This window comes from Nostoc sp. (assembly GCF_036918245.1).
Lineage (GTDB): Bacteria > Cyanobacteriota > Cyanobacteriia > Cyanobacteriales > Nostocaceae > Nostoc.
Genome location: NZ_JBALEF010000116.1, coordinates 1 through 15,012, shown reverse-complemented (window position 1 = coordinate 15,012; position 15,012 = coordinate 1). Strand labels below are relative to the sequence as shown.

Sequence of the window (15,012 nt, the reverse complement as noted above, 5' to 3'; positions counted from 1 at the left end):
AGCCCAATTCCCAATGCTCCATTTAAATGTGCGGCTATCCGTAGCGAAAGATAGTCGCCGACAAATCATGATTTAGATAAATTAGATTCAGTTTACAGTACCTCAGGTTGAATTCAGAATAATGGATTTTGGTATCGGCTTTCTCTCGAACAACGTGATGCTGCCAATCATAGATTTCTTCTATGGTATTGTGCCTAGCTACGGATTAGCGATCGTTGCTTTGACCTTGATAGTCCGCTTCGCGCTCTATCCCCTGAGTGCTGGCTCAATTCGCAACATGCGGAAAATGCGAATTGTACAACCTCTAATGCAGAAGCGGATGGCAGAAATCAAAGAGCGCTATAAGGATGAACCGCAAAAGCAGCAGGAGGAAATGGTTAATGTCCAAAAAGAATTTGGCAACCCTTTGGCAGGCTGTTTTCCATTACTAGTGCAAATGCCAGTCTTGTTAGCGCTGTTTGCCACCTTGCGGGGTTCACCTTTTGCAAGTGCGAACTACAGCGTTAACCTGCAAATTCTTCCCGCAGAACAAATCGAACAAATTCAACCGCAAGCCTTTGCCACTGCTCCTCAAAATATTTACGTTGCAGATGGGGAACACGTTAAAGTAGCTGCCATTCTTCCTAGCGGAAATAAATTAGCGGTGGGAGAACAAACCAAGATACAGTATCAGACTGTTGAAGGTAAACCATTCCAGGTGCTTTTAGCAGAACACCCAGAAAATAAGCTGATTCCTGATTGGAAAATTACCAAGGGTGAAGATAGGATAAAAATTGATACTCAGGGCAATGTAGAAGCCTTGCAACCGGGAGAAGTTACTATTCAAGGAACAATTCCTGGACTAGCAGCAGAAAAAGGCTTTTTATTCATTGATGCTTTAGGCAGGGTTGGCGCACAAGATGCAGATGGCACAATCCACTGGGATATCGTCGCCATGATTGTCTTCTTTGGAATCAGCCTTTATGTTAGCCAAATGCTTTCTGGGCAAAATTCCAGTGGTGGCAATCCGCAGCAGGATACAGTTAACAAAATCACTCCCGTCATCTTTTCTGGGATGTTTTTATTCTTCCCCCTGCCAGCTGGGGTGCTGATGTATATGGTGATTGGTAATATATTCCAAACCGCCCAAACTTATCTTCTGTCCCGCGAACCTCTACCAGAAGAACTGCAAAAAATCGTGGAAACCCAGGAGAAAGAAGCCGCAGTTACAGAACAAAAGGCACTCCCATTTGAACCAAAAAGTGCCAAGAAAAAGGCTACAGGGGGATCATGAGCAACATTCCGATGCAGCGAGGTCAGCAGTGGTTAAAAACACTCCTAGAACTCACTGGAATACCATCTGAGATTCAGGGTCATTTAGAAACTGCCCAATCTCAAGATGGCGGTTCTCCAGAACCAGATAACTACTGGTTGACAATTGACCAAACCAATTTGACATCAGAACAAATCCAGGTATTAATTGGTGCTGATGGTTCTGTGCTAGATGCGATTCAGTATCTAGCAAATTCGGTTCTAAACCTCAGTCAACCTCCAGAGGAACAAGCCTCTTACACCATTGAGTTAAATGGCTACCGGGTCAAAAGAGAAGCCGAAATTCGCGCATTAGCAGAAGCAGCAGCCGATGAAGTGCGCTTTTCTGGTAGAGAAGTGGAAATCAAATCTCTTAGCTCTGCTGAACGGCGTCAAGTTCATACCTTCTTGAAGGAATTTGGAGATTTAGAAACTTTCAGTCGCGGTAAAGAGCCACATCGTCATCTAGTTGTCTGTCCAGCATCGTTGGAAGGAGTTAGGAGTTAAAAGTTAGGAGTTATGAGTTTGGAGTTGATTGAAAACTCATAACCATATAATTTCAAAATTTCTCTTGTTCTTAAGAGATAAAATAAAGATGTAATATCAGTATAATTGCTGATAATCAAGATAAATTTTAGTGAGGATGTCTCACGAATCCTATGGACGCAATTTATATTCCGCAGCTAACTCAAGCCCCGGAGCGGACAGAGGAAGTTCAGGTTAATGAATTTCTGCCTGGTCTGGAAACTTTGACACCAGTTCGCGGTCATGTGCGCGTACAGCATCATGGTAATTACTTGCAAGTGTCTAGTCAGGCAGAAACAATTATTACTTGTACCTGCAACCGCTGTTTGCAGCAATACAATCGACGTTTAGGGCTTGATACGAAAGAAATCATCTGGTTGGATGAAACGGCAAATCAGGCAAATGACTTGCCCCTAGAAAGGGAAGTGGTTATGGAAGATTTACTGGAAAGTTTACCGCCCGATGGTTATTTTTATCCCAACGAATGGCTGTATGAGCAGATGTGCTTGGCAGTACCACAACGGCAACTGTGCGATCGCAATTGTCCAGGTATTCCTGTAAGTAGTACAGTTGATAGTTCTGATAGTCCTGAAACTCCAGTCGATCACCGTTGGGCTTCTCTGGAAGCACTGAAAAAGCAACTTCCGGGATAGATATTTCATGCGCCGTTTGCTGTATTACGGCGCAATTAACTATTTTATGTAAGAAATATGTCTTTAGAGTACCTAACGTCCCTAATGGCGCAGCAAGATTAAAATGGTGTGAAAGAAAAATTAAATTATGTTTTTAAATTGAGATTTTTCCAAAATTTTTAATGCATCATCTTAGTCTTGCCACACTAATGGGACAGACCACTAGTACAAAAGTAGCTAAATCACAGTATATAAGTTTTAATTATACTGCTTTATGATACTAGTATGAGTCAGAAAAGAAAAAGTCTTTTTCTCAGATGGATGTATTTAGTTACTGATATTAATAATTCTTTGCCCAATTTCTCCGCATTAGCTTGTCCAAATTGTTATCGGCTAGGAGTGGATTTTCAATATGTTGGGGATCTGCAAACAAGGATCGGCTACATGGTAATATGGTGTCCATTTTGTTTACAGGGAATACACATTTCCAGAGTGAGCATTCCCGATCAGGCTCAGGCCCTTCCTTTTAATGTGTCCGCAGAACAAATTTTAAAGCGAATTCCAAATTTCACTCATGTAAAGCCAGACTATTGAGAAAAAACTAAACTTGATTTGAGCTATGAAGTCGCTGAACTTTAGTTTTTAGTGGGCGAGGGCGCTAAGTAAGATTTGGGCTAACGGAAGATTCCCTAGTGTTATTCGTTTTTAGTTGTTAGAGGTGATACAAACCTGAACAATGAGAGAAGAACTAATAACCACAGCTATATATGAACTTCCGTGAAGAGTTTAAACTGCTGCTACGTGCCCGCTACCCTTTGATTTATATTCCCACTTATGAAGAGGAGCGGGTAGAAGCAGTTATCCGGGAAGAAGCCACCAATCAGGGTAATCGCCCGGTGTATACTTGGGATTTTGTCGATGGCTACCAGGGAAACCCCAATGATGTTGGCTTTGGGCGACGTAACCCGTTGCAAGCTTTAGAATTCATCGAAAAATTACCAGCTTCCGCACCTGCGGTATTGATTTTACGAGATTATCATCGCTTTTTAGATGATGTAGCGATCGCCCGCAAACTCCGCAATCTCGCCCGACTCCTCAAGTCACAACCAAAAAATATTGTCCTACTGTCGCCGCGCATCGCCATTCCTGACGACTTAACCGAAGTGCTGACAGTCGTCGAGTTTCCCTTACCCGCCGCCCCAGAAATTAAAACTGAGGTAGATCGCTTGCTACAAAGTACTGGTAACTCCCTTTCTGGTAAAGTTTTAGATGATTTGGTGCGCTCTTGTCAAGGACTTTCGATGGAACGGATTCGCCGGGTTTTGGCAAAAGCGATCGCTACTCACGGTGAATTGCAACCAGAAGACGTGGATCTCGTTTTGGAAGAAAAGCGCCAAACTATCCGCCAAACCCAAATTCTGGACTTCTACCCCGCCACTGAGCAAATTTCTGATATTGGCGGACTGGATAACTTGAAAGACTGGTTGATTCGTCGGGGAGGCTCGTTTACTGATAAAGCGCGACAGTACGGATTACCGCACCCCCGTGGTTTAATGTTAGTGGGTATTCAGGGGACTGGTAAATCATTAACGGCAAAAGCGATCGCTCATCATTGGCATTTACCTTTGCTACGTTTGGATGTGGGCAGGTTATTTGGTGGTTTGGTGGGTGAATCAGAATCTCGCACTCGCCAAATGATCCAAGTAGCTGAAGCCCTCGCTCCTTGTATTTTGTGGATTGATGAAATAGATAAAGCCTTTGCCGGACTTGGTAGCAAAGGTGATGCCGGAACAGCCAGCCGTGTCTTTGGCACTTTTATTACCTGGCTAGCCGAAAAAACCTCACCCGTTTTTGTCGTCGCTACTGCTAACGACATCCAAGCTTTACCGCCGGAGATGCTGCGTAAGGGGCGATTTGATGAAATTTTCTTTGTGGGATTGCCCACCCAAGAAGAAAGAAAAGCAATTTATGATGTTCATTTATCGCGATTGCGCCCCCATAACTTAAAAAGTTATGACATTGAAAGGTTAGCTTATGAAACGCCCGATTTTTCTGGGGCCGAGATTGAGCAAACTTTAATTGAAGCGATGCATATTGGATTTAGCCAAAATCGCGACTTTGCTAACGACGACATTTTAGAAGCAGCCAGTCAGATTATACCCTTGGCACGAACTGCCGTAGAGCAAATTCAGCAACTCCAAGAATGGGCTGCTGCTGGGAGAGCGCGTTTAGCATCTAAACACAGTCCTTTGAGCGAACGCCTCCGGCGCACTACGTGAACCAAAAAAAATGTAGAGACGTAGCATTCCTACTTCTCTACAAAGGTTTTGGATAACGCATATTTAATTTCACCAGATGTCTATTCAGCATAGCTACAATAATGAGTTAGTCAAAAGTCAATAGTTAATGATGAATTATTATGGACTATTGATTCTTATACTGATGGGTTACTTGCTTCTCTACTCGTAACCCTTGAGAGCCAGTTCAACACCACTCTCCTCAATAGGGGGGAAAATACGCAGATGACTGGCTCACCTTCACTCTTGATAATCAGGTTTTAATTATGTTGTCTGGCTTAACAAAGTTTATACTGGGGTTTTTCTTAGCGATCGCTGTGCTAGTAGGTGGCGGTGGTGCAATTGCACTCTATTTTATGAATCGCACCGGCATAGCCCCTGCCAAACCCATTTATTCCAATGATAGTCCTTCGGTGAAAGCCCAAGCTCCAAAAGCAACTAATCCTGGAGGAAGTAAAGCCAGTCTTACACCTGGGACATCTACTCAATCATCTCCAAGCTCAACCTCTACTCCCACAGGACGACCATTGGCTACCCCATCATCAAAACCATTACCATCGGGAGCTTACCGAGGGCGTGTTAGTTGGGCTGAAGGCTTGAGTTTGCGATCGCAACCAAATCAAGAATCTGAAAAGATTGGTGGAGTTGGTTTTAATCAAAAAATTATTATTTTGCAAGAAAGCGACGACAAATCCTGGCAAAAGATCCGTTTGGAAGGTAGCGAACAAGAAGGTTGGGTAAAAGCAGGTAATACTGAAAAAGTTGATCAACAATAGCCTAAAAATCAGAGCAAATAGTAGAACCACAACATTTATCACAAACAGGAAAACAAGACTAAAAATGAGATATGTTTACTCAATAGCTTCATCTGGAACTACTTGAGATTGCTTTCCTAGAAAACAGGAAGTATGTATCAATGTATCAATTGGAAGCTCAATTTGAAAAGTAGTTCCTTGCCCCTTGGCAGAAATACAGTTGAGCCTACCACCATGTGTTTGAACGACAATCTGATAGCTAATTGATAATCCTAATCCAGTTCCTTGTCCAACTAGTTTAGTTGTGAAAAAGGGATCATAGATTTTATTTTGTACGTCTTCACTAATGCCAGATCCATTGTCGAAAATTTGAATATTGACCCAACCAACTTGATTAATGGTTGTTCTAATCCGAATTAAAGGTGTAAAACTGGACTGTAATTTGATGTTATTAAGCTTTTGTTCGAACACATCAATAGCATTTGCAATGATGTTGAAAAATACTTGGTTTAACTGTCCGGGATAGCAATTTACTAAGGGTAAATTACCATATTCTTTAATTACAATAATTTCTGGGCGATTGTTCGGCGCATAACTAATACGGTTCTGAAGAATGAGCAGTGTCGAATTAAGCCCTTCGTGGATGTCCACAGCTTTCAATTGTGCCTCGTCTAGACGAGAGAAGTTACGCAAGGATTCCACAATATACTTAATACGTTCTGCTCCGGTTTGCATTGAGTTCAGTAGTTTAGGTAAATCTTCTAGCAAGAATGGTAAATCAATAGACTCTACTTGAGCTTGAACCGCAAGCACTGGAGTTGGATAATGTTGCTGATAGGTATTGATTAATTCTAAGAGTTGCCGCAGATAAATTTCTGTATGAAACAGGTTTCCATAAATGAAGTTAGCAGGATTGTTAATCTCATGAGCAACTCCCGCTACTATTTGTCCCAAAGACGACATTTTTTCTGCTTGAAGAAATTGCAATTGAGCTTTCTGAAGTGCCAACATAGCTATCTCTAATTCTTCAGACCGAGACTCAGCTAGAGTAGCCAGCGCTTCTTGGTTTTGTAAGGCTTGTTTGAGACGTTCTTCGTTTTCTTTAAGATCAGCTGTTTTGACTAGTTGAACACTCAATTGTTCGTTGAAAAAAGATGTGAGCAGCGTCCATCCTAGAAGGAGTAATGTGAATAAGCCAATAATCACAGCCATCCAATAGGTTGCAGTAGTATCAACTGCTGAAAACTCGACCGATTCGATGACTGAAAAATGGGTAGCCATCATTCCTGTGTAATGCATTGAGGGAATGGCAGCACCCATGAGAATTGCACTGCCAATCCTCAAAAAGCGTCCTGTTACTGTACTATTAGCTCTGAGGTTAAACCCCAGCCAGAGGGCAACCAGTGAGATGAGAATAGCGATGTCTACGACGGGCTACGCCTACGCAATGGAGAGTGCAACCACACTCAAGTCATAAGACATTTTAGCTGGTAAACGAATAGCAGCCATACCGATGTAGTGCATTGCACTAATCCCTATGCCCATTAAGAGGCTACCGCTCAACAACCGCAAAATACCAAATTCTGCCTGGCTAACTAGGTACAGGGCTAATCCAGAAGCGAAAATTGCAGGTAGCACCGAAATCAAAACTGTTAACCAGTCATAGTCAATGGGAATCGGCAGACTGAACGCCAGCATAGCAATAAAATGCATTGCCCAAATACCGATTCCCATTGCAATCGCTCCCCCTAGCAGCCACGGCCACCTTTGCTGCGATTTAGCGTCTGTTACTCTTATAGCTAGATCAAGTGTGGTATAAGCCGTAAGCATGGCAATGGCAACGGAAAATAAGACTAAGCGAATATCGTAGATACCGTGGAGCATTAGGTTGAATATTATCCGCGATTCAATAATGCAAGACTAGACCCACTATTTGTCTGCGTTGCTCATGCTCGAAACCCAAATGGGTATAGCAAAAATTTTGTCAGGCAAATAGAAAACGAGCCTCGAAAGCTTTACATTGCTTATTATTCCCCCTACAGAAGCTTGTATTTCATATCAGCTTGGGGAATTTGTTGTAAATAATCATACTAAAAACAAACATAATACAGAGCAAGTGGTATTATTTTGTATAGCAATAACTTGAAAAAAGCAAGTGAAAACAGGGGTAGATAGCTATTTAACCAAGCTCGCCTCAGTCTACGAGGCATCCGAAAGCGTCAAGGTTGTTCCTAGCGCAGCCAATTTCAAATTTTTGAATTGGAAAAAGTTATCTAGCGGTGCGGCGATGCGTCTTTTGTCTGTGGCACTAACTACGGGGCTTCTGAGTATTGCTGGGCAAGCTTTAGCACTTCAGAAAATCGGAAGTAATGGGTCTCAAGTTAGCAGTAGCCAAAGATGTTTAAAAAAGTTAGGCTATTTTAACGGCCCGGTTACAGGTAAGTTTGCTGCCTTGACTAAAAATGCTGTGATCAAATTCCAGCAAGCCAATAGAATATCTGCTGATGGAGTTGTGGGTATTAGTACTCAACGAGCCTTGCAACGAGCGTGTCAAACTAGAAGTTCTAATAGAAATATCGGTGGCGCATCGCGCTCGCCAGTTGGTCAATATCCTACTCTTTCTCAAGGCAAAACTGGTGCAGCCGTCACAAGATTACAACAGCGTCTACGGCAGTTAGGCTACTTTAATACTAATCCAACTGGGAATTTTGGACGAATTACTAAAGATGCTGTAATTGCATTTCAGCGAAATTATCGCATAACTGCTAACGGGATTGTGAATCGACAAACTTGGAACACACTAATGGGTTCCTCTCCCACTTTAGGAAGATCGAGTCTTTCTACTCAACAAGTCAGAGAACTCCAAGTGCGTTTGCGGCAGCTAGGTTATTTAAATGCTGATGCTACTGGGAATATTGGCCCAATGACTAGAGAAGCTGTAATTGCATTCCAGCGAAATAATGGACTACCTGTTGATGGCATCGCCAATGCTCAAGTTTTGGACTCAGTGCGTAGAGTCTCCACAGGTGGTATTCAACAACCAGGTAGAAATTATCTCACTGTAGGTGATCGCGGAGAAAATGTCAGATTAGTTCAAGAGCGTTTGGGGCAGTTGGGTTTCTCTAATACTAATCCTGATGGACTTTTCAACGATTACACTAGACAATCTGTGATTGCATTCCAGCAATATTCTCGAATTAGTTCTACTGGAAATGTAGATTGGCAAACTTGGGAAGCATTAGGGTTGAATGGTTCAACTGGGGGCAATTATACTCAAAATAACGATTATGTATTAGCTGACACTAATCGCTATGCATTACCTCCTGCCAATGACTATGTAGTACCTGTTACCAATGGCAATACATTAGTTGCTAATAATCCTTACAGAGTAATAATTCCCATTTCCAGTAATGATACTCTGAGTAAAGTACAACAATATATACCCAACGCTATCACAGAGCAATCCAATTTAGGGGATTACGTGAATGCTGGAGCATTTAGCGATCGCGCCCAAGCAGAAACGCTAACGAAAAAGCTCCGCTCGTTAGGTCTTGATGCACGGGTAAAATACAATTAAATTGACAAGCTCAACTGCGAACCTTCTTGAGTTTTATTCACTTCAATCCTGGCTTGGAAAGCTTCTTTGAGGTGGGGCATGTGGGTAACGGTGAGGATGCAAGCGAAATCGGAGGCGATCGCATTAATCGCGGCAATCAAGCGATCGCATCCTTCGGCATCCTGTGTACCAAAACCTTCATCCACAATCAACAATTGCAATGCCGCCCCCGCCCGTTGCGCTAATAGTTTTGCCAAAGCTAAACGGATGGCAAAATTAATTCTAAAGGCTTCCCCACCTGAGTAAGTTTCGTAAGCTCGTGTTCCTCTAGAATCGGCGATTAAAATATCTAAGGTGTCTATCAGCTTGGCATTTTTCTTAGTTGATTTAGCACTGCGACCCGCTTTTTGAGTAATAAATTGTACATGAAACTGATTCCCACTCAGCCGCGAAAGTAGTTGATTTGTCTCGGCTTCCAGTTGCGGCAATACATTCTCAATCATCAGTGCTTGGATACCATTTTTACCAAAGGCTTGCGCTAATTCCTGGTAAACACGATATTCTTGCTTACAAGATTGTAATTGCTGCTGCTGTTCTTCATACTGAATTTGCAGCGTTTCCAGTTGATGCGCTAGCTGTTCTAAACGCCCCAACTTAGCTATCTGCTCATCGAGTTGCCGTCTGCGGATTGCTAACTGCTGCTCTAAAGCTTGAATTTGGGCAGATGGGTTAGCTGTTGCTTGTAATTGCTGAATAATGCTTTCGATTTGTCCGCCAAGTTTTTGCCGCTCAGTTAATCTAGCGCTTCTAGATTCCTCTAACTCTTGCAACCTCGTCTGGAGTTGGGGATACTGTTGCTGGGCTGACAGCAGTTGTTGATACCGCAAATGCCAAGATTGAGCTTTCTTTGCAGCCATACGCAGATTGTTGTGTTGCTCGGAACTGTAGGCAATTTCGGCAATATGACGCTCAAGAGCCGCGATTTGTTTAGCACATTCAGAATCAATCTGATCCTGCTGGATTTTGGCTTGTAATTGGGCAATTTGGGACTGGAGTTCTGGTTTTCGGGCTAATAGTTGCGCTTGTCGCTTAGTTGCATCTTTAATTTGCCCTTGTTTAATTTCTGCCCATCGCCACCGTTCAACTTCACTCCGGGCGAGGGCGTGGTCTTGTTCACTATAATTAACTTGTTGCAAGTATTGGTCTAGCTGCCGGAGTTCGGCTTGTTTATCGGGAGCGTAATCACCAGCTTGGAGCGATCGCTCTAAATGCTGTTTTTCAGCAGCAATTTGCTGTAACTGTTGTTGCACATCAGTTGTCGCTTCTAACTGTGCTGCTAACTGTCCCCGTTGTTCGCGTAAACCATCGTAACCCGCCAATTGTTGGGATATATCGCGATATTCCTGCCTGAGTGTCTGAATTTCTTTGTCAGACACAGCCAATTGTTCTCGAACTACCCAAAACTGCCCTTGAGTATCCTCTAACTCACTTTGGGTTTTTTCCACTACCCGACTCCAGTGATGTTCGTCTAAAGGACGCTCACATAATGGACAAAGTGCTTCAGGATTTTGCAGCATTTGCAATTTTTGCTCTAATTCTCCCAGCAGTTTTTCATAATCCCGTTGATGAGCTTGCAGACGTTCGATAAAGTGCCGCCTTTCTTGCCCTTTTTCTTGGACTCGTTGCAGATAAACCCGCTTTTTCTCCAGTTCCTCAATCTGGATTGCTACATCCATCACCGCTTGTTGTAGTTGCGGTTGGCGGCCGTGCTGGCGTTGCAATTGGTTTTCAGTACTTTGGAGTTGTTCGAGTCGCGCTACTAAACCAGCATGAGTGCGATCGAGTTGGCTTTGTAAAGTTGCTCGTTGTTGCAATAAGGGAGTCACTTGCATTTGCAGTTGATCTAAACGAGCAACATGGTGACGAGCTGCGGCTAGTTGTGACAAAGCGGCTTCTACTTCACCTGATTTAGTGAGAGTTTGCTGAATGTCTCGCTCTTGTTGCTGCAAAGCTTCTAGCTGCGCTTGGGCTTGTTGCAGTTGTCGTTCGATTTCGTGAATTTGTTTGGTAAGCTGTTGTTGCTTTTGTTGGCGATTTTGTTGGGCGCGGGTGTGTTCTTCAAATTTGACAGCAAAGGCTTCTTCTTGAGATTGTAGACTTTGATATTGGGCGTATCCAGCTTTAATCTCAGCTTCTTGGTGTAATATTTTTTCTAAATCTGATAGCTGAGAGCCAATAGCTGATTGTTCTTGTTGGAGGCGATCGCAATCTTGGGTAAGATTTTGGTATTGCTGCTTTATAAAGCTGAGTTGTTGTTCCCAATTTTGGCGCTGGTGCTGGACAACTTGCAAACTTTGTAATTGAATATTATCAAAAGCTTGCACCTGTTGCAGTTGGTTGAGTTCGGCTTCTAACTCCATTCTTTGCGCTTGGGTGATCTGGCGTTGTTGCAGCTGAATTTTTATCGACTCCAAAGAACGCTCTAACTCTACTGCCTGGGCTTTGAACTGACGAGAAGATTCCTTTGCCCGTTCTTCCAAATCATCGTACTGATTGAGTTTCAATAACTCCGCTAAAATTTCTTTGCGTTCTGTGGGACGCTTGAGCATGAATTCATCTGCACGACCTTGACGTAAGTAGGCAGAATTAATAAAAGTATCATAATCAAGCTTGATGTGTTCTAAAATCAAATCTTGGGTTGCTCTTACCCCTTTGCAAGTGAGTGAGCGAAACCCAGATGGTATTTCTATTTGAAATTCAAGGACGCTAGTACCTCCCCGAATTCGGGTACGAATCACCCGATATTTTTGCTGGTTACTTTTGAAAGTAAAATCAACCCGAACTTCTTTCGCACCAGAATAGATGACATCATCTTCAGCAGTGGCGCGGCTTTCACCCCAAATTGCCCAAGTGATTGCTTCTAAAAGAGAAGATTTACCCGCACCATTGGAACCACAAATACAAGCCGTATGCAAACCGCCAAAATCTAAAGTTGCATCACGGTAACTAAGGAAGTTTTTCAGGATAAGTTGTACTGGGATCATTCAGGCTATAGCGCCACATCTACTTTTAATAAATAACAGTACAGATGCACTGTTTGTTAGTTTAGCTATCTAGATATCAGGTTTCTAGTCTTGAAGACATCAATTTTACAAAAATTTACAATATTATGAGTGAATTTTTCTTGTTGCATGAAAAAGTTTTGCTGTCTTCAAAGAAAAATGAAATTCTTCTGGAGGCTTTTCGTTATTTTTTTGTTGATCGAGAAGAAAACGTTCTTATTTGATTTATGAGAATTGAAAGTTACAGATCCCTGACTTCGTAAAAGTTGTCGGGGATCTTGTCTGTGAGGAATTATTTAGGATTGTTATAGTCGCAAAGAGAGAATTTGTCATTGGCTAATTGCGTAGGCGTAGCCCGTCTTAGACATCGCTTGACCTTGACCGAGGTATCAACAATCCAATATATGTACCGACAGCAAATTTAGTTAAATCTAGAAATGGAGGGCGACTCTTTTCATCGATAACTGCGAGAGTGAGAGAACCAATCACCATAATCAGCGTTACAACAGCCAGCACTTCATCTCTTGAAGGAAATTTCTTGGATAACATTGACTCCCTCCCAAATTGTTTGAATCACTACACCTATACTTTGACGGGCGAGTGTTTGTTCTAGGCTTAAATACAGGTTTGTGATATGAGTGACTTGTGTATGCGATGAGGATGAATTGCCAAATTGGCAGTTAGAATCAGCAAAAGTGTAGTGGTTAGCTTATGTCCGGGCGATCGCTTTCCTGTTCTCCAGAAGGTATCCAAAAAGCAAAAAAAGCTTTAATTCGCTATTCCTTAACTCAAAAGGCATTAGCTGAAGAGTTAGAAGTAACTCGCCAGCCGATCGGAAAATTCTTTACAGGTAAACCTGTTGACCGCAATCTCTTTGTCCAGATTTGCGACAGGCTAGACCTAGAGTGGGAAGAAATAGTTGCTGAACCAGCCAGTGAACCAGAGGTAAATCAGGATAACAGTATTGATATTGATGCGATCGTGCAAGCGGTACGCGAAAAGATAAAACCCCTCATTCAACAACGCTGCGGCACAATGCGAGTGCTAGATATGACTCAACCCATTGGCTTAAATGACATCTATACCAGCGTTAACATCTTGGAGAAAATCACTGGGCGACAACGGTTAGGAATTAATGAATTATTGCAACAGTGTGCTATCGAGGATTTTGACCGCTTTGGACTGAGCAAAATTACTGAAAAACGAGTGCCAGGACTGGAAGCTGTCGAGAAATATTCTAAGCTGATGATTTTGGGTAAACCAGGAGCAGGTAAAACCACATTTTTGAAGTACTTAGCAATTCAGTGTATAAAAGGTGAGTTTCAACCTGAACGAGTGCCAATTTTCATCACTTTGAAAGACTTTGCTGAAGCTGCAAACAAACCGGGATTACTGCAATACATCACTGAAGAGGTGATCAATCCTATCTCTTCTATCCAAGATGTAATAACTTATGGGAAGGCATTAGTTTTATTCGATGGGTTGGATGAGGTTAGAGAAGAGGATAGCGATCGCATCTTAAACGAGATTGTTCAGTTTTCTGAACGATTTTATGAGAATAAGTTTGTTATAACCTGCCGTATTGCAGCACGTGAATATACATTTCAAAAGTTCACAGAAGTGGAAGTTGCTGATTTTGATAAGAATCAAATTGCTACCTTTGCAACCAACTGGTTTAAGGGGAAAGCTGTCAAAGCAGAGAGTTTTATTAAAGGATTAAAAGACAATAAACAAATTCAAGAACTTGCAACCAACCCCCTATTACTAACCCTTCTATGTTTGGTATTTGAAGAGTCTGGGGATTTTCCGGCAAATCGTTCTGAGTTGTACAAAGAAGGGCTAGATGTACTGCTAAAAAAATGGGATGCTAAACGTGGTATTCAACGCGATCAAATTTACAAAAAGTTATCAGTTCAACGTAAGGAAGATTTACTCAGCAAAATTGCCTTGAATACATTTGAACGGGGAGACTATTTTTTTAAGCAGAACAAAGCAGAGCAATACATTATAGAATATATTCGCAATTTAGCTGATGTCGATATTGACCCAGAAATATTACAACTAGACAGTGAGAGAGTTTTGAAATCAATTGAATACCAACACGGGTTATTGATAGAACGGGCAAAAGGGATTTACTCATTTTCTCATTTGACATTTCATGAGTATTTCACAGCTAGGGAATTTATTATAGGGAGACAGTCATCAGTAGAAGCTTTCCAAAATCTAGTCAGTCATATAACTGAGAAACGCTGGCAGGAAGTGTTGTTGTTAGCAGTAGGAATGTCATCAAGTGCAGATTATTTATTACAATTTATGAAACAGCTAGTTGATGCAATTATCGCTGATGATAATAATTTGCAGCAGTTTTTGATGTGGGTAGCGGCAAAATCTACTTCTGTACAAGTTAATTATACGCCAGCAATAATTCGCTCATTTTATTTTTTTTGTAGTACTTGTGATCAACTTTCTTTAAGCGTTAGTATTGAAGATACTAGCTTTAATGTTGATTTTAATAGCACTATACATATGGTAAAAGATGCCATTGAAAAAAATGTAGAAAACCTTGTATATGTCATCACACGTGAGATAGATACCTTTCCTGAAAATGATCTTATATTTGATTGCGTTCTTGATTATTTTCTAAATATAAATCTTAAGCAGATAGGTGTTATAAAAACTGTTTATACTGTTGCTTGTTTCCTTTCTCGTATTCGTGGGCTTGAACGTGATCGTGAGTTACAGCGCTTGTTACAAGAACTCCAAGAGCAAATACCTGATCTAGATAGAGACAGAAAAAAATTTGTAAGGATTCAGGTCTAATATTTAGGAAGCAGTGATGGCCGAGACAGATAATTATTAGAATTAGCCAGCAGTGCTTGTGCAAAAAAGTCAATC

Annotated in this window: 11 protein-coding genes; 7 read left to right on the top strand and 4 right to left on the bottom strand. The window is 41.8% G+C overall.

Going from position 1 to position 15,012, the window contains the following annotated elements:
* Positions 1-121 precede the first annotated feature (121 nt).
* From yidC to V7L12_RS32875, 5 genes are all read left to right on the top strand, one after another.
* Complete coding sequence (yidC, locus tag V7L12_RS32895) at positions 122-1,273, top strand: membrane protein insertase YidC (RefSeq protein WP_335090850.1); 1,152 nt, start codon at positions 122-124, stop codon at positions 1,271-1,273.
* The gene (locus V7L12_RS32890) at positions 1,270-1,797 is read left to right on the top strand and encodes a Jag family protein (protein WP_335090848.1); all 528 of its coding nucleotides are present in this window, start codon (positions 1,270-1,272) and stop codon (positions 1,795-1,797) included. Before yidC ends, V7L12_RS32890 begins: the two co-directional genes overlap by 4 nt.
* Positions 1,798-1,949: 152 nt before the next feature.
* On the top strand, positions 1,950-2,468 hold the full coding sequence (locus V7L12_RS32885) for a YceD family protein (protein ID WP_335090846.1): 519 nt from the start codon (positions 1,950-1,952) through the stop codon (positions 2,466-2,468).
* Positions 2,469-3,214: 746 nt separating this feature from the next.
* Positions 3,215-4,726 (top strand): AAA family ATPase, encoded by a 1,512-nt coding sequence (locus V7L12_RS32880; RefSeq protein WP_335090845.1) that lies wholly within the window; start codon positions 3,215-3,217, stop codon positions 4,724-4,726.
* 284 nt (positions 4,727-5,010) lie between these two features.
* Positions 5,011-5,520, top strand: coding sequence for an SH3 domain-containing protein (locus tag V7L12_RS32875; RefSeq protein ID WP_335090843.1), 510 nt, complete (start codon positions 5,011-5,013; stop codon positions 5,518-5,520).
* A 75-nt stretch (positions 5,521-5,595) separates the two neighbouring features.
* Here the strand turns inward: V7L12_RS32875 and V7L12_RS32870 are convergent, their stop codons facing one another.
* Together V7L12_RS32870 and V7L12_RS32865 are read right to left on the bottom strand one after the other, a co-directional pair.
* The gene (locus V7L12_RS32870) at positions 5,596-6,843 is read right to left on the bottom strand and encodes a sensor histidine kinase (RefSeq protein ID WP_335090841.1); all 1,248 of its coding nucleotides are present in this window, start codon (positions 6,841-6,843) and stop codon (positions 5,596-5,598) included.
* Between the two features lie 96 nt (positions 6,844-6,939).
* Complete coding sequence (locus V7L12_RS32865) at positions 6,940-7,383, bottom strand: MHYT domain-containing protein (protein WP_335090839.1); 444 nt, start codon at positions 7,381-7,383, stop codon at positions 6,940-6,942.
* Between the two features lie 271 nt (positions 7,384-7,654).
* Between V7L12_RS32865 and V7L12_RS32860 the strand changes: the two genes are divergently transcribed.
* On the top strand, positions 7,655-9,076 hold the full coding sequence (locus V7L12_RS32860) for a peptidoglycan-binding protein (protein ID WP_335090837.1): 1,422 nt from the start codon (positions 7,655-7,657) through the stop codon (positions 9,074-9,076).
* Here V7L12_RS32860 and V7L12_RS32855 read toward each other — a convergent pair.
* A complete protein-coding gene (locus V7L12_RS32855; RefSeq protein WP_335090835.1) occupies positions 9,073-12,099 on the bottom strand; it encodes an SMC family ATPase in 3,027 nt (1,008 codons plus the stop codon). The two genes, V7L12_RS32860 and V7L12_RS32855, sit on opposite strands and share 4 nt — an antisense overlap.
* Before the next feature lie 378 nt (positions 12,100-12,477).
* Positions 12,478-12,666: a hypothetical protein gene (locus V7L12_RS32850; RefSeq protein WP_273762038.1), complete on the bottom strand. Its 189-nt coding sequence runs from the start codon at positions 12,664-12,666 to the stop codon at positions 12,478-12,480.
* 432 nt (positions 12,667-13,098) lie between these two features.
* On the opposite strand from V7L12_RS32850, the gene V7L12_RS32845 reads away from it, so the two are divergent.
* Positions 13,099-14,937, top strand: a complete 1,839-nt coding sequence (locus tag V7L12_RS32845) for an NACHT domain-containing protein (RefSeq protein WP_335090833.1) — start codon at positions 13,099-13,101, stop codon at positions 14,935-14,937.
* Positions 14,938-15,012: the final 75 nt, after the last annotated feature.